Annotated in this window: 16 protein-coding genes; 4 read left to right on the top strand and 12 right to left on the bottom strand. The window is 59.6% G+C overall.

All coding sequences use genetic code 11. The features are described 5' to 3' along the window. Positions 1 to 68: 68 nt before the first annotated feature. Both HMPREF2562_RS05015 and eccCa read right to left on the bottom strand, forming a co-directional pair. Positions 69 to 1,457 (bottom strand): type VII secretion-associated protein, encoded by a 1,389-nt coding sequence (locus tag HMPREF2562_RS05015; protein WP_070549708.1) that lies wholly within the window; start codon positions 1,455 to 1,457, stop codon positions 69 to 71. Next, positions 1,457 to 5,284, bottom strand: a complete 3,828-nt coding sequence (gene eccCa, locus HMPREF2562_RS05010; protein WP_145989717.1) for a type VII secretion protein EccCa — start codon at positions 5,282 to 5,284, stop codon at positions 1,457 to 1,459. The genes HMPREF2562_RS05015 and eccCa overlap by 1 nt, the downstream gene beginning before the upstream one ends. A gap of 194 nt (positions 5,285 to 5,478) precedes the next feature. Between eccCa and eccD the strand changes: the two genes are divergently transcribed. Next, positions 5,479 to 6,894: a type VII secretion integral membrane protein EccD gene (eccD, locus tag HMPREF2562_RS05005; RefSeq protein ID WP_224783772.1), complete on the top strand. Its 1,416-nt coding sequence runs from the start codon at positions 5,479 to 5,481 to the stop codon at positions 6,892 to 6,894. Between the two features lie 14 nt (positions 6,895 to 6,908). After that, on the top strand, positions 6,909 to 8,147 hold the full coding sequence (mycP, locus tag HMPREF2562_RS05000; protein WP_224783771.1) for a type VII secretion-associated serine protease mycosin: 1,239 nt from the start codon (positions 6,909 to 6,911) through the stop codon (positions 8,145 to 8,147). Here the strand turns inward: mycP and eccB are convergent. After that, entirely contained in the window at positions 8,106 to 9,548 is a 1,443-nt protein-coding gene (eccB, locus tag HMPREF2562_RS04995; protein WP_070549706.1) for a type VII secretion protein EccB, read from the bottom strand. The two genes, mycP and eccB, sit on opposite strands and share 42 nt — an antisense overlap. A gap of 114 nt (positions 9,549 to 9,662) precedes the next feature. Here eccB and HMPREF2562_RS10730 point away from each other — a divergent pair, with 114 nt between their 5' ends. Continuing rightward, positions 9,663 to 10,817 (top strand): hypothetical protein, encoded by a 1,155-nt coding sequence (locus HMPREF2562_RS10730; protein WP_016422084.1) that lies wholly within the window; start codon positions 9,663 to 9,665, stop codon positions 10,815 to 10,817. 589 nt (positions 10,818 to 11,406) lie between these two features. On the opposite strand, the gene HMPREF2562_RS04985 is transcribed toward HMPREF2562_RS10730, so the two are convergent. From HMPREF2562_RS04985 to map, 9 genes are all read right to left on the bottom strand, one after another. Beyond that, entirely contained in the window at positions 11,407 to 13,548 is a 2,142-nt protein-coding gene (locus HMPREF2562_RS04985) for a DUF6541 family protein (protein ID WP_070549705.1), read from the bottom strand. Positions 13,549 to 13,607: 59 nt separating this feature from the next. Continuing rightward, entirely contained in the window at positions 13,608 to 14,498 is an 891-nt protein-coding gene (locus HMPREF2562_RS04980; RefSeq protein WP_070549704.1) for a tRNA pseudouridine synthase A, read from the bottom strand. Between the two features lie 293 nt (positions 14,499 to 14,791). Beyond that, entirely contained in the window at positions 14,792 to 15,262 is a 471-nt protein-coding gene (gene rplQ / locus HMPREF2562_RS04975) for a 50S ribosomal protein L17 (RefSeq protein ID WP_016422080.1), read from the bottom strand. Positions 15,263 to 15,299: 37 nt separating this feature from the next. Further along, the gene (locus HMPREF2562_RS04970; RefSeq protein WP_016422079.1) at positions 15,300 to 16,325 is read right to left on the bottom strand and encodes a DNA-directed RNA polymerase subunit alpha; all 1,026 of its coding nucleotides are present in this window, start codon (positions 16,323 to 16,325) and stop codon (positions 15,300 to 15,302) included. A 73-nt stretch (positions 16,326 to 16,398) separates the two neighbouring features. Beyond that, complete coding sequence (gene rpsD, locus HMPREF2562_RS04965) at positions 16,399 to 17,004, bottom strand: 30S ribosomal protein S4 (RefSeq protein WP_005509964.1); 606 nt, start codon at positions 17,002 to 17,004, stop codon at positions 16,399 to 16,401. Positions 17,005 to 17,028: 24 nt separating this feature from the next. Beyond that, positions 17,029 to 17,433 (bottom strand): 30S ribosomal protein S11, encoded by a 405-nt coding sequence (rpsK, locus tag HMPREF2562_RS04960; protein ID WP_016422078.1) that lies wholly within the window; start codon positions 17,431 to 17,433, stop codon positions 17,029 to 17,031. A gap of 3 nt (positions 17,434 to 17,436) precedes the next feature. Further along, positions 17,437 to 17,805: a 30S ribosomal protein S13 gene (gene rpsM / locus HMPREF2562_RS04955; protein ID WP_005509836.1), complete on the bottom strand. Its 369-nt coding sequence runs from the start codon at positions 17,803 to 17,805 to the stop codon at positions 17,437 to 17,439. 296 nt (positions 17,806 to 18,101) lie between these two features. Further along, the gene (gene infA / locus HMPREF2562_RS04950; RefSeq protein ID WP_016422077.1) at positions 18,102 to 18,323 is read right to left on the bottom strand and encodes a translation initiation factor IF-1; all 222 of its coding nucleotides are present in this window, start codon (positions 18,321 to 18,323) and stop codon (positions 18,102 to 18,104) included. Positions 18,324 to 18,607: 284 nt separating this feature from the next. Then, positions 18,608 to 19,408, bottom strand: coding sequence for a type I methionyl aminopeptidase (map, locus tag HMPREF2562_RS04945; RefSeq protein WP_070429842.1), 801 nt, complete (start codon positions 19,406 to 19,408; stop codon positions 18,608 to 18,610). 137 nt (positions 19,409 to 19,545) lie between these two features. On the opposite strand from map, the gene HMPREF2562_RS04940 reads away from it, so the two are divergent. Further along, the gene (locus HMPREF2562_RS04940; protein ID WP_070549703.1) at positions 19,546 to 20,127 is read left to right on the top strand and encodes a hypothetical protein; all 582 of its coding nucleotides are present in this window, start codon (positions 19,546 to 19,548) and stop codon (positions 20,125 to 20,127) included. Positions 20,128 to 20,176 lie beyond the last annotated feature (49 nt).

Raw genomic sequence — 20,176 nt, 5'->3', positions numbered from 1 at the left:
GTTTTCCAACCTTTACCCCTGCCTACCCCCGCCCATCCCCCAGTCACTTTCTCTACGCCCCTCGCGTATTACGGCACCGGCCGAGCGCTTACTACTGCCTGGTCGCATACGGGTCGTACCGGCGCAATAGTCCTTCCTCTGAACTGGCACCCCACACTGACTTGAGTTCCGTCCATCACTTTGTGATGCCAGAGCACTATCGAATTACCTGACGGCAGCCGCTCCTCTACGACTACGACATCGGTGCCCAGTACTTGTCTGCGTTCCGGCGCGGACTTTGTCTCATCCCCGGCAACGGAGCTGCTCAAAGCGGCGGCTAGATGTTCAAGCGCCATGTCCTGCGAAAGCGGGCTAGCGAGCACCAAGACGCGCATATCTCCGCCATCCACCGCAATCAGACGGTCTAACGGACTTGCCGAGTCAAGCTCCCACCCGCCGGGAAACCGAGCTTCCACGCCCGCATTGGTCAGTTTGACTACGGGAGCAGAATCGGGACCTGGTTTCGATGTGGATGGAGGCGTCGTTACAGGAGGCGTAGTTACAGGAGGAGCCTGTGCGTGCGATGTCTCACGCTGCTTCTGTCTCCCTTCGTTCTCCCTAACTATGCCGCCACTAATGAGCCATGCAGCAATCCCAACAATCAGAACCACCACCGTCAACAAACCAACGGCAGCTACTGACACAACTGTGCTTTGATTCGACGCTGAGCTGACTTCTGCCCTGGCTGCAGGACGCCGCCCCGCGAAATCCTCCGACGGCTCCACTTCACCGGCTTCAGCGTCGCCGATGTTTTTCAACCAGGCCGGATTTACGCACTCCCCGAGCCGCGATGCTGGGCAGTCGAAGACTAAAAATCCACGGTCGCGCAGACGATCGACTAGTAGAGCTCGCCGCGGGTTCGCTAGCCCGGGTGGAACTTCGCCGACGATGAACTCAATATCCTCCTGCCAGCGGGGCGGATACTCAGTGATACCGCGCCCACCACTAACTTCCACATCATCGGGTATCCCCTGGGGCGCATCCGGATACATGGTCAGCTGATAAGCCAGCGCAATGACTGTTTCCACCAATGGTGCGCTGTCGTTCGCTCCGACCAAATGTGTCATCCGACTGGCAATGTGGCCCCCGCTCAGACGAGTGACACAGACACGCGTTTCTTCTACTTCCACCAACACGCTATGAGACACAGTTGCCTCATCGAGTTCCACAACGGCGTCGGCAAGCGTCAGGATGTACGGATTGAGTTCAGCAGCCAATAGCGCGGAGGCCAACCGGCACTGTCGCACAGCACCCCAATAGCTGGGCACAATGACTGTTTGCATGCTCTCGAGAAGCGGTCTAGGGCCATGCACCGCCAGTTCTGCGGTGTCTGCAGGTGCCGCGAGTCCCCACAGGTGCCAGGTGCCGTGGCGCAGCGTCGGGGTCTGGGTGGTGGAAGAAGATTCGACCCGAATCATCAACTGTCCTCCTGGTCACCAGCGGTATCCAACCAACCCAACTGCACAATCTGCGGACTCTGGCCGTGCGCCACCCAATAGCCACGGCCCGGCGGCTGCTCGCAGGGCTTTACGCCGAGGATGGGGCCGTCGTCGCGTGTGCCGTCCATAACAAAGACGCTGGCACCCTGGTCCTTAACCGCACCCATGACCGGGTCGTGGAGGGACCGCAACGCCCCGCTGATTCGACGGGCAAAAAAGATATTGAGCCCAATGTCGGCGGCGTGAGCGATGACTTCTGCCAGCGGCTGCAAGGGGTTACCCCGCGAGCCGGCCACGAGGTCATAGTCGTCCACGATGACATTGATGGTTGGACCACTCCACCAATTTCGGGCCTTCAACTGCGCTGGGGTGATATCCGGTTGCGGGAGACGAGCCTTCAGTACCTCTGCCAGCTCTGCCAGCATGGGTGTCGCCACCGCAGCCGAGCCCGCATAGCCGGCCAGCCGCTCTTGGGGCACGGCCTCCATTAGCCCACGGCGGTAGTCAATTACGACGAATTTCGAGTCCGACTGCGAGTACCGCAACTGGTGAACGATGCCCCTCAGCGCGGCGGTTCTGCCGCTGCCCGCCGAACCGAATATCAGTAGGTGACGATCCTTTTCTGGGTGGAATATCACCGCGCCCAGACCGGCTTCTTCGAGCCCCACTGCAATCGCACCTCTCGCAGCGGCCGCTGGTCGCGGCAAACGCGCAATATCAATCCGCCGCGGCAACAACTGGAGCTTTGGTGCCTGCTCACCGTGCGGCGCTGTCTCTGCAATCCGCTTAGTGTCCGCAGCGCCGGTGAGAGCTACCAGTATCGCAAACCCGCCCGGCGCGACTCCGCGTCCTGGGCTCTCCGGCACCAGCTCCGCTGCCTTACGGTCAATCATTGAATCCATCGACTCCGCCTGCCGCAGCTCGATCCGAGTACCAATCAGGTCGCGAACGGCAGGTCTCATGTCCGTCCAGCGATAGGCCGTGAGCAGGACATGAATTCCCACCGCCAATCCATCTGCAACCAGCGCCTGCACATCGTCACTCAGCGCCGGAAACTCCGTTTTGAACGCACCCCAGCCGTCAATGACCAACACCGAATCCGGCTGTCCTGCCGCCCGTGCTACTTCCGGAGAGAGCCATCCATTAGTGCGAAAGAGCTGTTCCCGACGACTTACCTCACGACGCAAAAAACCAATCGTACGGCGAATAAGCTCCTCGTCTCCGCGGTGTGCAACCGACGCGACATGCGGCAACTCAGCCAGGTCGCTCAAGCCGCCCGCACCACAGTCGACGATATAAAAATGCAGGTCACGGGCGCTGATGCCGTCGGCAAGCGCGAGGATCGCTGTGCGTGCGGCAGTGGTCTTTCCTGACCGCGGCGCTCCGACGATTGCCATGTGCCCGCCGGTCGTGCGCAGGTCAATACGCAGTGGGTCCTGACGCTGAAACAGCGGCTTGTCCACCAGCCCAATCACACCGGTCAATCGCTGTCGCGGCAGCTGCTCGTCGGGCTGAAGCTCGATGGCCTCCGGCAATGGTGGCAGCCACACCCGATGCGCACGTGTCGGTACGTGCGACACCGCTGCCACCACGGCACCGAGCACCGTCTGCTCCGATGTCTGCGCAGGCGGATCTACCATTCCGCCATCGCTTGACGACGCACCGAAAGCCTCCCGCGTCCAATTTTCAGCGGTAAATTCAGCGACAGCTGCGACCTGCCCCTGCAGCCCCTGCTCTGCCCCAGCCGTCGCACCGTCAATAGGCTGCGGACGGACCACCGGTCCGGAAACATACGCCGACCGGAACCGCACCGGCTCGGCGGCAGCAGATTTGATATAGCCGATGCCCGGGATGGCCGGCAGATGATAGGCGTCCGGAACGCCCAGCACGCTGCGGGACTCCGCGACGGAAAAGGTCTTCAACCCAATACGATAGGAAAGATGGCTTTCCAACCCGCGCAAGCGGCCTTCCTCCAGACGCTGACTGGCCAGCAGCAAATGCATGTGCAAACTACGCCCCAACCGACCAATCGCAACGAAGAGCTCAGCAAACTCCGGGCGTGCGGAGAGCAGCTCCGAAAACTCATCCACCACAATCAGCAACGCAGGCATGGGTGGCGCATCTATCTGCCCAGCGCGTCGGGCTTGCTCATAATCGCTGACACCGGCAAAATTCCCCGCAGCGCGTAGCTGCTCTTGACGCCGCGTCATCTCACCCCGCAGTGCGTCTTCCATGCGGTTGACCAGGATAAGCTCCTGCTCCAAGTTGGTAATCACCGCCGAAACATGAGGCAATTGATCCAGGCCCAGAAACGTCGCCCCGCCCTTGAAGTCCACCAGCACAAAGTTCAACTGATCCGGACTGTGCGTGGCTGCGAGCCCTACCACGGTCGTTCGGAGGAATTCCGACTTACCCGATCCTGTGGCGCCAACGCACAAACCGTGTGGCCCCATGCCGCCCTCGGCACTCTCCTTAAAATCCAGATAGACCGGCGCGCCGCTGTCATCAGCCCCCACAGGAATTCGCAGACGCGCACTGCCGTAGCGCGGTCGGTAGCGCAGAGTTGTCGGAGGCGGATAGAGCCCGAGCTCCTCCATCACCGGATCTTCCGAGGTCTTAACGGAATCATCTGCGCTTGTTGGCACTTCAAAACGCGCCAAGCTCCGCCCAAGCACCTCCGCTTCTGCTGGACTCAGCTGATCAGGTACGCCAATCTCCTCCCGTCCGGACGCGGTTTCCGCATGCACAGCAGTAGTGGAAACAACCAGCGCGATGCCATGGTGAACCGCTGCCTCCCACAACGTTGACTGCGCTTCCACGACGGTCAGTAGTACTACCGAGGTCTCCGACCCCGCCGCGTCAAAAATCGGTGTCAGTTCAGTGACATCGTGCTGTCCGTTCGAATCCGCCAGCACAATCAGAACTGCAGCTGGCAGTGTGTCGATAGCCGTGAGCAGCTCAGTCAGCTGCGCACACGTCGCCGCCCGCAACCGCGCTGGGCCACAGGCATCAGTAACTGCGGGGTGTCCGTGGTGTGGCGTCCATTTCAGCCATTCCCACTCATCTCCCACAACTGCAATCAGGCAATCCTCCGGATGATGCAGCGCAGCAGCTTGGGCGACCATTGCTCGAGCCAGCCCCTGCGCCGCGGTATCTCCAGTGAGCGCGATGATCTCAAAGGCTGACACATCTATGGCAAAGGGCACTCCCTCAACCTGACGAGCCGATCGAATAACTTCCCGCAGTGCTACGGCGGAAACCGGATCCAGTTTCTCGGGCGCCGGAATTGCCGGTGGTGTTACAGGCGTTGCGGGCTGCTGCGTTGCCACCCCGATGCGCAGCTGCAAGAAATCCGAGTCCCCCTTTCGACGCTCGCACGCCCGCCCCATCGCCCCCAGCTGCCACAGAGTTCCAGGCCGAGGGTGGATAAACTGCGCCGATTCACGCTGCATCCTCGCTGCTTTCGCCACCGCGCGGCGAATACTGGACAAATGCCTCTGATAGTCCTTCCGCGCCGGTGCCATGTCCTTATTTCCCGCCCCGCCCGACACCATCATGCCCACAGTGGAAAACACCATCATCAGCGGAAACATAAACGACATCGGGTTACGTCCCATCCCAGAGACAAACATCAACACCACCATGCCGACCACCGCCACGACCATGATTAACGGCATGAGTGCACGCATCAGCGGCACCGGCTGTGGCTCCGGCGCTTCTGGAGGCGCATCCGGCGCGATTGTGCCCGTCATAGGCTGCGGCCCCGCTTTTCGGGTAGCCGAAATCTCCGCCTGTGCACTAGTCACAAAAATCCCCCCCGCTATGTGTCGCCCCTTGTGTTCACTCGACGGCCAATCCCCCGACCAATCGGTGTACGCATAGCTTAAAACACACTCCGGATTCTCGCAGCGCATGACCGAAACTGATAGCGGGGGCACGCGCAGTTACTACTCCGAGTAGCGCTCTAGCGAGTTGTACGACACTCTAGAGGGACTAAAGCATGCAGAATTCATGGGGGAAATACATGCTGGGGGAACTCATTCGCGTGCGCATTGATGCCGCACACATGCCCGAAGACACCAACCGAGCACACGCAGACCTTGCGTTACCGACCAACGTCGCAATCGCCGCACTTGTACCGGATATCCTGCAAATTTTCGATATCGACATTGCGGACTTCCCGCTGGCACAGTGGCAGCTACGGACCGCCACTGGCACGATTTTGCTTGCCGACGACACCCTGAACGATGCCGGTATTGCACCAGGCGAACGCCTGGTTGTTATCAACGACCCAGGTCCCGTGCCCAAACCTCGACTCTTCGATGCCGCCGATGCTATTACCGACACCACCTATACCGATGGTATCGGGACGGCTGATTTGGTTGTTGGCTGTACCGCCGCCCTCGTGGCCACGGCTTCAATCGCAGCTGCCTCACTGAGCTTGAGCAGTACCGATTCCACACTGGCCGCGGCAATCAGCTTCATCGCGCTGCTGGCAGTAGCGGGTGGACTGCGCCTGGCGCTGTTGCGTAGCGCAAAACCGGCGATTGTCATGTCCCTGGAGCTGCAAGTGCTCATTCTGGGCACCTCTTCGGGGCTCTGCTTCGTTGGCCTCGACCTACACCGCATACTCACCGACTGGCCGCCGACTGCTGCGATTAGTGTCGCGCTTGCCGTCATCGGTTTGATTTTTCTCATTTCCAACACCGGCGACGGCGACAACCGCATCACCGTTACCCTGGGCGCGACGAGTCTCAGTGCTGCAGTTACCTTCGGTATTTACGCTGCGGCTGTCGCACTTTTCCACAACTCGGTTCAATCAGGAGCGCTCACCGCTGCTAGTGCAGTCATCCTGATACTGCTGGCACCTTCCATCGCTATCAAGGCTGCCGGTATTCGCGTACCCAAAGTCCCTGCCGCCGGCGAGAGCTTCGATGACAGCGAAACTCCCGAAATATCCCACAACGCACCTAAGCGAGCGGGGTGGATCCTCGATGGCATCCTCTGCAGTGGCACCGGAAGTCTCAGCATCTTCACCCTGGTGGTACTTTTCTCCGGAGCCTATGCGAACAAGTGGTGGCCTCTAGGCATGGCTGCTGCTGTCATAGTCTTTTGTGCAATTCACTCCCGTGGCCAAGCCCGGAAAGTAGCTTCCACCTGTACTGCTTTAGCTGGTCTTGCCGTCATTGTGGCCGTCGCCTTTCAACAGTGGTTCGAGGGCAATTGGCCAGTCGCCGCTGGCCTGGTCGTCCCCATGCTTGCAGCCACTGCCTTAGCCGCATTTCCCGCGTCACGCATCTCACCTACAACGCGCCGCATAGCTGAGCTAACCGAGGCCTGCAGCATCGCCGTCATTCTGCCCATTGCGGCCATCATTGCCGAATTCCCTGAGTTCGTAAGTGGGTTCTTCCAGTGAAAAACCCACTTTTCATGAATGCCATAAAAACTCGTCTCACCGCCACGGCCGCACTTTCCACAGTGCTTATCTCGACGTTGACGGCGGCCACCGCAGTAGTACCGTCGGGCATCGCACCAATAGCGGCTGCCCAGAACAGCCAGGACTGCGTGGCCACGATGCTGTCGTCGGAAAGCGCACTGCATGAACCGACGGTGATCGAAAAAGCTCTTCGGTTTCGCCAAGCATGGCAACTGACGACGGGTGCGGGGATTACGGTGGCGGTAATCGATACCGGGGTCTCACCCAATGAGCGCCTGGGCGAGGTTCTCGACGGTGGCGATTTTGTCGACGGCAACAGCGGGTTCGTAGACTGCGACGGTCACGGAACTCTAGTAGCCGGCATTATTGCAGGCCGGCCCGGTGCCGATGGTTTCGCCGGACTGGCGCCCGACGCGCACGTGTTGTCGATAAGACAAACGGCCGATGGCGAAGGAAATTTGGAGTCGCTGGCACAAGCTATCGACAGGGCCGTCGCGGAGGGCGCGCGAGTCATCAATATCTCGCTCACATCGTGTGCCCCGGCAGGTGTAATGCCCCAAGGTGCAACAGATGTTGCCGAGAGCGTCGCACGCGCGGAAATCTCAGGCGCAGTAGTGGTCGCAGCGGCAGGAAATAAGGGCGATAGTTGTCAGGACGGATCCGTAGCGTGGCCCGCAGTTCTGCCGGAGGTAATCGCGGTATCAGCAGTACAGTTCGACGATGCTGGCCAAGCACAACCCGCAGAGTATGCAATCACGGGACAATGGGTCAATGTCTCCGCTCCCGGCGGCCCCGTACTCGGTCCCGATCCGCGCACCCCCACCGGTCTCATAGACCGCCACGTGTTCGGGTCCGGGGATAACACCCGAGCTCAACAGATTGCCGGCACCAGCTTTGCCACGCCAACCGTGTCGGGCACAGCTGCCCTGCTGCTGGCACGAAACCCAGAGCTTTCCCCAGCACAGGTTCGCGACATCATCCTTAATTCCGCGAGCCCAATTAGTTCCGGGCTCGGCCTTGGTCGCGGCATCATTGCACCTTATGACGCTCTGATTTGGACCACTGTAGACACCGCTGCGCAGCACGCAGCCAATCCCGCGGCCGCACCGGCTCCACCGGATCTGCTTTCTTCGCAGGAGCGCAATGCACCGCTCCGGGCGACTGGACTGCTCCTGATATGCGCACTGGGCCTAGGTGCCTGGCTGCTCTCGCGCCCCAGACAGCGGCCCTAGCGCCGCCTGCTTACTCAGCTCAGGGCCTCCGCGCAACGCGGCCAGCACTTCCCAGTCCACTGGTCGCGTGCCACCGCTATCGGCATTGGTTGATGCATTAAACCCGAGGGCAGCCAACGTCGTGCGATCGTGCACAGCAAAGCGCATCCCCTCTGGAGAAATGACGTGTACGGCCCCATTTACGCTTACTGCAATCGAGCTGCGCTCACGGCTGCGACCATCCACGAAACCGTCGACGGCCGCACCCGAACCGTCGGCATGCGGGTAATCCACGTGCCGCCCCTCCGGAGCATGCTGCGACCACTGCACGAGAGCTTGCGGCCGTCCTGCTATCCGGCCGGCACACAACCAGCCATCAGCATCGGCAAACGTCAGCGGCTTTTCAGGTAGCCCCGGGACTGCTGGCGCATTCGCAACGGGAACTGCCGCCAGCTGCCCCTCACTGGCCTGCAGAACTGGGCTATGCGCAGCTAATAGCTCTCCTAGCACCGGGGAGAGAATCGCGGCACCGTCGTCAAGCACGATAACGCGCCGCTGCCCGACCTCAACCACATTGCCGACTGTGTCGAATGGAGCGGCGAAGTGCGTGGGTGCGCCGCGGTTCGGGATTGCTGGCGCGGCCAGAATCGGAACCTCCGGAATCGTTCTGAGCAACGCAGGGCTGACAGGCCGGACTGCGGCGCGTTCCAACCCCAGCGCTCGAGAAACAGCGGCGTGCTCCGGGTGGTTGACATCCAGCCGCGAGCGGTAGCCCTGCGTAATCAGCCAGAGGTTTTGGCCATCGGCAACGACGGCACTGTCCGAGTGGGTTCGGGTAAGCTGCTGCGGTTCCGCACGGACTTCTTCAAGACGCGCAAGCGACTCTGCAACAATCCACGGCTGCCCGAGGTCTTGCACCGTCCGCTCGCATAAAGACAGTGCCAACTCCGGCGCACCTGCACTGCCCCTCTTGGCAGCTCCCGAGGCACCAGAGCCTGCCGGCGCGGCCGGAACTGCTGGTGCGCCCTCAATCCCGACAGCAAAACTGATGTCCTCTTTGTCCAACTCGCTACTGCGCACCCGCTTCGGCTCAGCAGGATTGCCCAAAATTAACCGCGCCGATGCGAGATTCGCGACTGGATGCAATCGACCATTGACACGTACATGCAGGCCCTCCGACCCCGATACGACAATCAGCTGCTCATTGGAGCTCGAACCGCCCTGCGGCCGCACCAACGACAGCACCGCAGTGCCGGCGGCCAGTAAAACCACCAGCGCACAGCCGATAAACAGTGCTCGCGTACGCGTGCGCAGAGGATCGTGCAGCATTCGCGAATCCGCACGCACAAGCGCGTGCTCAATCCGACGAATCAAGAATCGATGACCGCTGACCTGGCTAGGCGTAGTCGGCGTACGTGGCATGAGTTTCCCCCAAAACTATTCCCCCAAATAATCTCTACCCTGCAGAGTAAGCCAGGCCGCGCTACTGTGCGACCAGGGGAATTTTAGTGGGGAACATATTGGGGGGATTTTCACATGCCATTGTCATTGTGGCTACTCATTACAGCAATAACCATCACTGCAGGCGCGCATGTCCCTGTGCGCGGCCGCAGCCTTCGTGACCGCCTGCGACGCACCGAACCAGGACAACTCATCGGACTACGTCTCACACCAGGCCTGCGAAGCCAGCTAAGCGCTGCGGATATCGTCTCGCTTGCCGACGACAGCCCAGTGACCCTGGATGCGCTGTGCTTTTATCACATTGCGCCGGAAGTCCGCGGAGAGCATGCGCACCGCTACTTCCGAGCAGCCGAGCGCTCCGGCACAGCCCCTGAACCCTGGACACATCTGGTGGCAACTCTTCCGGTGGAAGCCTCCGCTGACCAAGCCCTACGCTTCCTCATCCACCGGCTGGGAACCCTTGGTATTCGCGCACGGCGATTGACGGCACCGGAATGTGCTCTGACTGAGAGCTCTGCGGAGGTCGTGCAGCTGCGCCGCACTGGACGCTCTCATCATGTGGCGGCGTTGGGACGCAAACCGCACCTGTGGTTAAGCCGACAACGTGACATCGCTATCACTAATGGTCCGGCGCAGGTCATAGGAGCCGGGAGCAGTGGACAAACCATCACAATGTGTCCCGCGAACGTCCCCCGATTGGAGGTCGACTGCGGCAATCAGGACATTTGTGAGCTGCTCATCGGAATGCTCTCGCTCGGCTATCGAGTCGGGATTCGCACGTCCCGTCCACATTTCTATACTGTGGCTCTTGATCTGGGCGCAGTACTTCTCGCTCGAGCTGGAGACGACACCGTCGATGTGGTTGTTGTCGAAGAGTATGAGCCCGACCTGTGTACTGGAATCGCGAGAATCATCGAGGTCAGTCGTACAGGTTCGCCCACGGCAGCAGCAGCGGAAATGCCAGCTTCGTGCCCTCGACTGGCGATGGGCGAATTCACCTGGACGCTATCTACCGCCCGCACTACCGATGAATTGCAGCCACTAGCTATGCGGGCAACTAGCGGTTTAGTCCCGGAATCAACGCACCCAAATCTGGCAGACCGCCCGGCGCCTGGGAGCCGTCAGGCTCCCCCTGCTGCGCCGGGTCATTCGGAGCGCCATTTTCTTGGCCACCCGGCTGACCGCCTGCTGCAGGAGGCACATCCTCCTTCGGCATCTGTGCACCAGTGACATTGCCATTGTCGATAGTGGCAGCGCCCGCTGGTCCCGAGCACTCCAGAGTAGACGGGCCATAGGCCGCGCAGTTGTAACCGAATGCGCTCAACTGAGAATTCGCTGGCAGCGTCTTCATCTCACCCGCCGGCGGGAACGTAAGGACCTCGTAAGTAACTCCCCCCGGGTTCCAGGACACAGCATTGGCGGGAACCTTGTTTCCCGTGCCGTCATCGACCATCGGAGGATTGGCAAGATTCACCTGGCAGGCCAAGTAGGCGTCACCGCTCAGATCGTTGAGGAAGCAGCGTGTCGTGCCATCCTCCAACTGAAAGAGTCGAGTATTTGGGCCGTCCGCCGGGGTGTAATCCGCATCATTGACCTGGGTGATTGCAGGAGTTTCCGTCGGCGTCTCTGATTTTGTCGGTGTCGTCGACTCCTCAGTCGGCTTCGGCGGAGTCGAGGATTTAGTCTTTGCGGAAGAACTGACGGAGCGATTCGAGACTTCCGGCTTAGCCGGCTCGTCGTCTCCACATCCGGCCAGCGCGAAAGTCATCATCACACCGGCTGCGATCGTTGCCATAAATTTATTCATCCGCATGGTGTCCTAACCTACCCGACCATCGCTCCATCCCCTAGTAGCCGAGGGAGGAATTACTTCCGGAGAACTAGCTCGCATCTCGTCGATGCGTTCTGGCGTAATCACGTCATTGAAGGCGAAGATAGTTACTTCCCTATCTCGATAAACAGGGGTTACCCCTGGAGCTACCCAGAGCCCTTCACCAGGAAACTCTAAATCCTCCTTGGAATCCCAAATACCCGGGGGTGACAAATAGATGAATCCCACGTTCAGCTTTCGGGCTGAGCGATCGACATCGTTCACCCCATCCGGCCGATCGGGGTCTGGAAAACCGAGGTAATCAGCGTGCCAATACAGCATTGAGGTAGCAGTCCACTTATTCGCCACTGGCCAATCATAGTGCGGGAACACTACCGGCAAGTCATTGCGAGCGTACATCCAGCTGGACCCCTCCGGCGGATTCGTCAACGTGCGGTACTTATGTGCCTCCGGCTGCTCGGCCAACCAATCAAATGCCTTCAAGTCAGCCTTGGAAATGATTTGCCATTCCCTAGGGCTCTTGTAGGCGAAATCCGCAGCGCTAGCATTAGACGCCACTCCATAGACCACAAGTACAGCAGAGCTCACCGTCGCTAAGCTCAACCCCAGAACTCGCCCCGTCGATGGCACTTTTGACTCACTAATTCGAGCCGCCCACGCGCAGCCCCACGCAACGGCGATACCCGCAAGCGCGGAATACAGGTACGCGGTGACCATCACCAACCGGTGAGGCGTCGAATAGTGAAGATCCGTATACAGCGCGAGAATATCGCCCGGCACGCCACCAAAATGATTGAGCGCGTGGGTCGTCATCAACACCGAAACAAACCAGGCCGGTACTACCCACACCCGTCGGCGCGAAGTACCTGCGAAAACCAAAAACGCCATCCCGATGAAACCGAGGATGATGATTGGCCAGAACGGCCGGAATTCCTCAGTGTGGCGGGTCAGCATTGTGGCGCCTCGATACCACGCATCGAAACGATCGAGGTCGTCTACTTCAGCGCTAACCGCGCGCACATCCTCGGTCTGAGAAGTTCCCGTAAGCCACTGCGGCAGGAGAACTGCCACTGCTGGCACAAAGGCGGCTGCAATCACCGCGACGTCGTAAAGCCTGGCGCGAACCGCACCCAGTTCAGGATGCGCGGGACGCGGCAGGCGGTAGCACAACCACCAGATTGCACCGAGCATAACGACTGTAGGCACCGATGCCGGATGGAGCTCTCCGATACCGATTATCGAAAGCGCGGCGCTCAAGATGCGCTGAGGTGCGTGCGGGAGCGACGTAACAAAGGCAAAAACGGTAATCGCTAGTGCAATCGAGACCTGGTACGGCCAGGCCCCCACGAAGACCCCGACGGGCATCAATACCGGAAGCGCTGCGGAAACAAGCGCTGCAACCCCCGCGGCAACGGCGGTGGACAGCTTTCGGCGATCAATAATTCTCCAGGTCAGCGCCGCAGCTGCCGTGGGTATGGTCACGGCCGGAATGATAATGCCGAGGTAATTGACTGCCTCGGTGATTGGTAGACGGACAATCAGTATCCAAAGCGCACCGAACGCATGCCATGCGGCGGGATAGTAGGACACCGCCTGAGTTTCCACATTCTGAATCTCGCCCATTCTAGTGGCCGAGGCCATGCCGTCTTCCGTAATCGAACGGAGCACACTTGCATGCCAGAGTGTGTCCCAGCCTTGCTGGATGGTCGCCATCCCCTCGGACATTGAAGCGATGCGGCCGATAGCGGTCCACGTGAGAACCGCCGCTGCGATGATGACTCCGATACTTGCGATTAGCCCATAGCCCAACTCGCGCCATCGACTTGCGGCGGGCGGCTGCGTCTCGGCCGACACTGAGCGATCGACACTACCGCGCCGCCGCCGAATCAAAGCGCTGCCGCCACTCCAGCAAAGCGCGAGAAGTAGTGTCACGGCCCAGCAGATAGACGCACTGACCAAGGTGAAGCGCACTTCGATAGCGCCGAGCGCCCACCCTGCGGTACCTGCGATACCAAACGTCACCGCAGGACCGAGGGCCAGCGCCCACGGAGTACGAACGCCGCTGGCTCTCACTACAACAGCGCCGGGGATTACGAGCAGCGCAACCAAGCTAACAATTGCCCACACCACTACCGAACACTCCTCCTACGGTCACTTTCTTCAGGGAATATTACCGAGAGCTTGTACATTTAAGCCTCGTCCCCATCTGTCCGGGCATCACGACGCTCGCGGGTCTGCTCCGCCCTGGCCGCCAAATCAGCATCGCCGGGGTAATCAACACCTACCAGGCTGAGCCCACGCGCCTCTGCCACCGGGACCAACGGGGAACGCTTCCCTTCACTCAACAACTGTTCAGTGAATCCAACCGCACGTCGCCCCTCACCGACACTAAGGCAGGCCCCAACCAGTGAGCGCACCATAGACCAGCAGAACGCGTCGGCAGTCACATGGGCCTCGTACAGCTCTGGTTCTTCCCGCGTAGATACGTCGAACCACTGGAACCGCTGTAGATCTCTAGTGGTCGTCGCATGTGGCTTGTGTCGACAAAAAGCGGCAAAGTCATTGAGCCCCAGTAGGGCATCAGCCGCCACCTGCATGCGGTTGATGTCCACTGACCGCCGCCAGTGGGCCGTATCGCGAGCACGGGTAGGAAGCGGGCCACTGACGCAACTAGTGACGCGATAGACATAGTGCCGACGTAACGCGGAAAAGCGGGCATCGAAACCCGGGGGCGCAAACGAGGTGCCCCGAAGCGTCACGTCCGCGGGCAATAGTCGCGCTACACGACGAACCAAATTACCCGGATCCCCTGCGATAGAACGTGTGTCTAAACAGGAGACAGGAACATCTGCGTGAGCCACCTGCCCGGAGGCATGAACACCGGCATCTGTACGACCGGCCACAGTCAGTTGCACGGGAGTGCGCAACACCTTCTCCAAAGTGGATTCCAACGTCGCCTGCACAGTCCGCACCGGTTCTCCAGTAGGCTTATCGCGCTGAGCAGCCCAACCATGGAAATCGGTCCCGTCATAGGCAATGTCAAAACGCAACCGAACCAGGTCGGAGTCGGTGCTCCCCATAGCGGCTCGATCGGGAGAATCGCACGGGGTATCCGGAGTCGTTGGAGTAAGTGATGTCACGGTTAACAGATTGTAGCCGGGACCCCGGATTAGATAATCAGCAGTTTCCACCGCAGGGTCTCCGTATTGCTCTCAATGTTGGTGCGTAATCCGTCGGTGTAACCGGAGGCAGAACTGGAGTCGGGCGCTATGCACCGTCGTCAAGCACAAAGAACCCCCGGAAGAGCGTTCAGATATGAACTGCTCAACGGGGGTTCAAAGCTGTGACGGTCAGAAGCCGTCAGCGAGGGGAATTACTCCTCCTCTGCAGCCTCAGCCTCAGTAGCCTCAGCCTCTTCGGCCTTTGCCTCTTCAGCCTGCTTGGAAGCAGCAGCGCGAGTTGCGCGAGTTGCCTCAGCAGTTGCGGTCTCTTCCTCAACCAGAGCAATCAGAGAGATCGGGGCATTGTCGCCCTTGCGGTTACCCAGCTTGATGATGCGGGTGTAGCCGCCGTCGCGATCAGCGAACTGCGGACCAATCTCGTCGAACAGCTTCTTAACTGCGTAGTTGTCGTTAAGCAGCTTTGCAACGTTGCGGCGATCTGCGAGAGTGCCGCGCTTTGCCTTGGTGATCAGCTTCTCAACGTACGGACGCAGCAGCTTGGCCTTGGTGTCGGTGGTCTTAATCTTGCCGTGCTCGATGAGCTGCTTCGCGAGGTTGGCCAGAATCTTCTTCTGGTGCGAAGCGGAGCCGCCGAGACGGGAACCCTGCTTAGGGGTAGGCATAGGTATCTCCTCGTTTTAATGAAGTCGCGTCGGTGAACTACTCGTCGTAGCCAGCGCTTGCGCCATCAGTCCAGTCAGCGTCATCGCCCGAGGCAGCGTCCAAATCAGCGACAGCAGCCGGGTCGAAGTTGTTCGGGGAATCCTTCAGAGCGAGGCCAAGCTCAGCGAGCTTCTCCTTGACCTCATTGATGGACTTGTCACCGAAGTTGCGGATATCCAGCAGATCCGACTCGGTACGAGCAGCGAGCTCACCGACAGTGTGGATCTCCTCACGCTTGAGGCAGTTGTAGGAGCGCATAGAGAAGTCCAGATCCTCAATCGGAGTCTGGTACGCAGCGACATCCTCAGCCTCGCGCGGGCTCGGGCCAATCTCGATGCCCTCAGCAGCCTCGTTCAGCTCACGTGCCAGACCGAACAGCTCAACCAGAGTCTTGCCTGCCGACGCCATCGCGTCGCGGGCGGTGATCGAGTTCTTGGTCTCGACATCGATGATCAGCTTGTCAAAGTCGGTGCGCTGCTCAACACGAGTAGCCTCCACCTTGTAGCTGACCTTCAGAACTGGCGAGTAAATCTGGTCCATCGGAATGCGGCCGATTTCGCCACCGGAGTTCGGGGTCGCCGGCACGTAGCCACGACCACGCTCAACGATCATCTCAATATCCAAGCGACCGGAATCATTGAGAGTAGCGATGTGGTGGTCCGGGTTATGAATCTCCACACCTGCTGGGCACTCAATGTCTGCAGCGGTCACCGCGCCTGCACCTTCGCGACGCAGGTAAACGGTAGCCGGCTCATCGAACTCGCTCGAGAGCACCAGACCCTTGATGTTCAGGATGATATCGGAGACATCTTCCTTCACGCCCGGGATAGTGGTGAACTCGTGCAGCACACCGTCAATGCGGATGCTGGTGACTGCAGCGCCCGGAATGGACGACAGCAACGTACGACGAAGGGAGTTACCGAGGGTGTAACCGAAACCCGGCTCCAGCGGCTCGATAACGAACCGGGAGCGAGAGGAATCAATGTAGTCCTCAGTCAGCGTTGGGCGCTGGGAAATGAGCATTTTCGAAAATCCTCCAGGTGGCGACCGCTATATGACGCCATAGGGAATGAATGGATGCAAGCGAAGTTGGTTATTACTTCGAGTAGAACTCGACGATCAGCTGTTCCTGAAGCGGAATGTCGATCTGTGCGCGTTCCGGGGTCTGGTGCACGAGGATGCGCAGGGACTCAGGAACAACCTGAAGCCATGCCGGGACGACAGCGTCGACCAGGTTCTCCTGTGCCTCTTCGAACCAAATCATCTTCTGCGACTTCGGGCGCACGTCGATGATGTCGTACTGGCTTACCTGGAAGGACGGCACGTTGATCTTCTTACCGTTAACGGTGAAGTGGCCGTGGGAAACCAGCTGACGAGCCTGGCGACGGGTACGAGCCAGACCAGCGCGGTAGACAACGTTGTCGAGACGCGACTCCAGCAGGACGACGAGGTTATCGCCAGTCTTGCCCGGACGACGGTGAGCCTCGGCGTAGTAGCGACGGAACTGCTTCTCCATCACGCCGTAGGTGAAACGTGCCTTCTGCTTCTCCTGGAGCTGGAGCAGGTACTCCGACTCCTTGATACGAGCGCGGCCAGCCTGCCCCGGAGGGTAGGGACGACGCTCAAAGTTCATGTCGCCACCGACGAGGTCGACGCGGAGACGACGGGACTTACGGGTTGCGGGACCGGTATAACGGGCCATTTCTGTTCTCTCCTTACCCTATTCCTAGACGCGACGACGCTTCGGCGGACGGCAGCCGTTGTGCGGCTGAGGGGTCACATCCGAGATCGAGGACACCTCAAGGCCAGCGGCCTGGAGGGAACGGATGGCGGTTTCGCGGCCCGAACCCGGACCCTTAACGAAAACGTCAACCTTCTTCATACCGTGCTCCATGGCCTTACGAGCAGCGTTCTCGGCGGCCATCTGAGCAGCGAACGGAGTGGACTTACGAGAGCCCTTGAAACCGACGTGACCAGAGGAGGCCCACGAGATAACAGCGCCCTTCGGGTCCGTGATGGACACGATGGTGTTGTTGAAGGTGGACTTGATGTATGCGTGGCCCTGAGCCACGTTCTTCTTTACAACGCGACGGCCGGTACGACGGCCGCGTGCGGACTTCGGAGCTGCCATGTTTTACTTCTTCTTTCCGGCGATCGTCTTCTTCGGACCCTTACGCGTACGAGCGTTGGTCTTGGTGCGCTGACCACGGACTGGCAGGCCACGACGGTGGCGCAGACCCTGGTAGGAACCAATCTCAATCTTGCGGCGGATATCAGCCTGAACCTGGCGGCGGAGGTCACCCTCGACCTTCCAGGTAGCTTCAATCACGTCACGCAGCGCAGCAACCTGCTCATCGGTGAGAGCGTCGGTGCGCAGATCCGGAGAGATGCCGGTCTTCTCCAGCAGCTCATTGGCACGGGCGGGGCCGATGCCATAGATGTAGGTAAGAGCGACCTCCATACGCTTGTTGCGTGGCAGGTCAACTCCAGCAAGGCGTGCCATACGGCAATTTCCTTCCGGTTGATGCGGTGGTTTACTCCACTGCCATCCTTCCCAGACCCGACTTACTCGGTCGGACGCCGAGTCGCGCAAGTGTTATAGAAAGGCTCCAGCCACCGTTGCCGGAGGTATTCTCGCTTACTTCTGTGGAAAAGCTTTCATAAAGAACCGCCGCGCTAATCTGCTGAGACACCCGGTCTCGACATCACGCGGCCGTCACCAGAAGCAGCTAGGACGGTGGAGTTTCTGTCTAGTTAGTAAATAAGCCCATAACCACTACCAACAGTGGTCAGGTCGATTTACTTGTAGCGGTAGACGATTCGCCCACGCTCGAGATCGTACGGAGAAAGCTCCACTACGACTCGGTCTTCCGGGAGAATACGGATGTAGTGCTGGCGCATCTTGCCACTGATATGGGCGAGCACCTTGTGCCCGTTGTCCAGCTCCACTCGGAACATCGCGTTCGGCAAGGGTTCGACGACGCGACCCTCAACCTCAATTGCGCCTTCCTTTTTAGCCATGTCCTCCACGTCTCTCTGGCGGATACCCGGGACAATCCCGGCACCAGTTGGGAAATCTCTACTCTGCCTGGTGTTTTAGCAGTTCCGTGCAGGGATAATCATCACTGCAGCGACACTGCGCCCACACCATCGCCCAACTTTACACGCGACCTGCGTTTTTACCAAATACGACCACTATGGGACCGCCTGCAAGCGATGGCAGGCGGACTCTCTCTCCGCGTTCAGAATTCATCGCAGCCTTTATGGCGACATTCTGACCTTTCGCGTAGCCCCTCCCGCACTAGTTATTCATTTCGAGGAGTCAAAATACGGGGGCCGTCCGCTGTGGCGGCAACTGTGTGCTCCCAATGGGAGGCCGGCATTCTATCGGCGCTGACGACCGTCCAGCCGTCGTCAAGCTCATCACTCCCCCACTCGCCGCCGAGAATGAGCATCGGTTCAATGGCCAATACGGAGCCTTCGACGATGCGGGGACCCTTTCCAGCTTTGCCTTCGTTGGGAAGGAAGGGGTCCATGTGCATCTCACGCCCAATACCGTGCCCGCCGTACCCATCGACGATGCCGAGTTCAATATCGTGGCGCAGTTCAGCCTCACGGGTGGCCATTTCAAGCGCATACGAAATATCGGTGAGGCGAGCGCCCGGCACCATGGCCTTAATACCTTCGGCGAGGACCTCTGATGTCGCAATGTTCAGTTTTTCGACATCGTCACTCAGCTTTCCGACGCCGAAAGTAAGTGCCGAATCGCCGTGCCAGCCATCCAGGATTGCGCCACAGTCAATTGAGACTAAATCACCATCGGCGAGAACCGTAGACGAAGACGGAATGCCGTGGACAATCACTTCGTTCACTGATGCGCAGACAGATGCCGGGAAGCCTTCATAGCCAAGGAAGGACGGCGTTGCGCCAGCATCGATAATGACCTGGTGCGCAATCTCATTGAGATCTGCCGTGGTGACCCCTGGCTTAGCGGCGTCTCGGCAGGCTAGCAATGCACGACCGACAATCTCGCCGGCCGCTTGCATCGCATCCAATTCTCCCTCGGTGCGGGCAGGAACTACTTTGCGGCGGCGTGGAAAACTCATCACGCTGGTTGAGTCTACTCTGACTTAAAAGGGAACCACCGGCTAGCCGCACCCCGCCACCTACGAGGGCGCCGCTCGGATCGCTGCTACTTCCGAGAAATTTACACCCAAAGATGAGCTGCCCTACGATAACTGGCATGCATTCACTGTTGAAGTCCGCGCAGACTGCGGGCGTTGTTATTGCTGCCAGCTCGCTTTTCCTGATTGGCGCATGCTCAAGCAACCCCGAACCGTCGCCAGCGCCGACTGTCCCCTCCACTTCCCCTGCCACGGAATCGCCGGAGGCCCCTGGAAGCACCTCGGGTTTCATGGGCGCCTCTGCACTGCCTGAGTCGATTCAAAACTTCACACCTGATGCAATTAAGGAGGCGATTGGCAGCTGCGTCGAGTCGGATGACTCTAAACCCGTCATTTTTGGCAGCGAGAGCGTACCTGGCTTCACCTGCGTAATGGCAGTTGGCGACGGTGGCACCGCAATGCTCAGTACGGCCGAGGACCCGGCCACTGTCGAGCGCATTAACGAAAAGGCTGAGTCCGTCGAAAACTACGCACCATACGAGCTACCCGGCAAGCACGCATTTAGCGGCATCAGCAAGGGGTCCCCTTTCGTTATGGTTATCGACGAGGATAACCGCATCTACCAAGAGTTCGTTTTCGCGAATATTGGCGCCGAGGCCGCACAGCCACTTATCGACGAAATCATTCAGGACTTCCAGTAGCCCTCACTATCGGCTGCCCCCCCCCGCCCCACCCCAGCCCCAACAGCCA

The sequence above is a fragment of the Corynebacterium sp. HMSC077G07 genome, assembly GCF_001809225.1.
In the GTDB taxonomy this organism is placed as follows: Bacteria; Actinomycetota; Actinomycetes; order Mycobacteriales; family Mycobacteriaceae; genus Corynebacterium; species Corynebacterium jeikeium_D.
The sequence above is the reverse complement of the archived record's forward strand: the minus strand, read 5'-3'. Positions and strand labels throughout refer to the sequence as shown.

Excerpts from the sequence above, each read along its gene's own strand:
- HMPREF2562_RS05015 (WP_070549708.1), bottom strand. The coding sequence starts at position 1,457 with ATGATTCGGGTCGAATCTTCTTCCACCACCCAGACCCCGACGCTGCGC.
- eccD (WP_224783772.1), top strand. The coding sequence starts at position 5,479 with ATGCAGAATTCATGGGGGAAATACATGCTGGGGGAACTCATTCGCGTG.
- mycP (WP_224783771.1), top strand. The coding sequence starts at position 6,909 with ATGAATGCCATAAAAACTCGTCTCACCGCCACGGCCGCACTTTCCACA.
- HMPREF2562_RS04980 (WP_070549704.1), bottom strand. The coding sequence starts at position 14,498 with ATGGGGAGCACCGACTCCGACCTGGTTCGGTTGCGTTTTGACATTGCC.
- rpsK (WP_016422078.1), bottom strand. The coding sequence starts at position 17,433 with ATGGCAGCTCCGAAGTCCGCACGCGGCCGTCGTACCGGCCGTCGCGTT.
- rpsM (WP_005509836.1), bottom strand. The coding sequence starts at position 17,805 with ATGGCACGCCTTGCTGGAGTTGACCTGCCACGCAACAAGCGTATGGAG.
- HMPREF2562_RS04970 (WP_016422079.1), bottom strand. The coding sequence starts at position 16,325 with ATGCTCATTTCCCAGCGCCCAACGCTGACTGAGGACTACATTGATTCC.
- infA (WP_016422077.1), bottom strand. The coding sequence starts at position 18,323 with ATGGCTAAAAAGGAAGGCGCAATTGAGGTTGAGGGTCGCGTCGTCGAA.
- HMPREF2562_RS10730 (WP_016422084.1), top strand. The coding sequence starts at position 9,663 with ATGCCATTGTCATTGTGGCTACTCATTACAGCAATAACCATCACTGCA.
- eccB (WP_070549706.1), bottom strand. The coding sequence starts at position 9,548 with ATGCCACGTACGCCGACTACGCCTAGCCAGGTCAGCGGTCATCGATTC.
- map (WP_070429842.1), bottom strand. The coding sequence starts at position 19,408 with ATGAGTTTTCCACGCCGCCGCAAAGTAGTTCCTGCCCGCACCGAGGGA.
- rplQ (WP_016422080.1), bottom strand. The coding sequence starts at position 15,262 with ATGCCTACCCCTAAGCAGGGTTCCCGTCTCGGCGGCTCCGCTTCGCAC.
- rpsD (WP_005509964.1), bottom strand. The coding sequence starts at position 17,004 with ATGGCCCGTTATACCGGTCCCGCAACCCGTAAGTCCCGTCGTCTCCGC.
- HMPREF2562_RS04940 (WP_070549703.1), top strand. The coding sequence starts at position 19,546 with ATGCATTCACTGTTGAAGTCCGCGCAGACTGCGGGCGTTGTTATTGCT.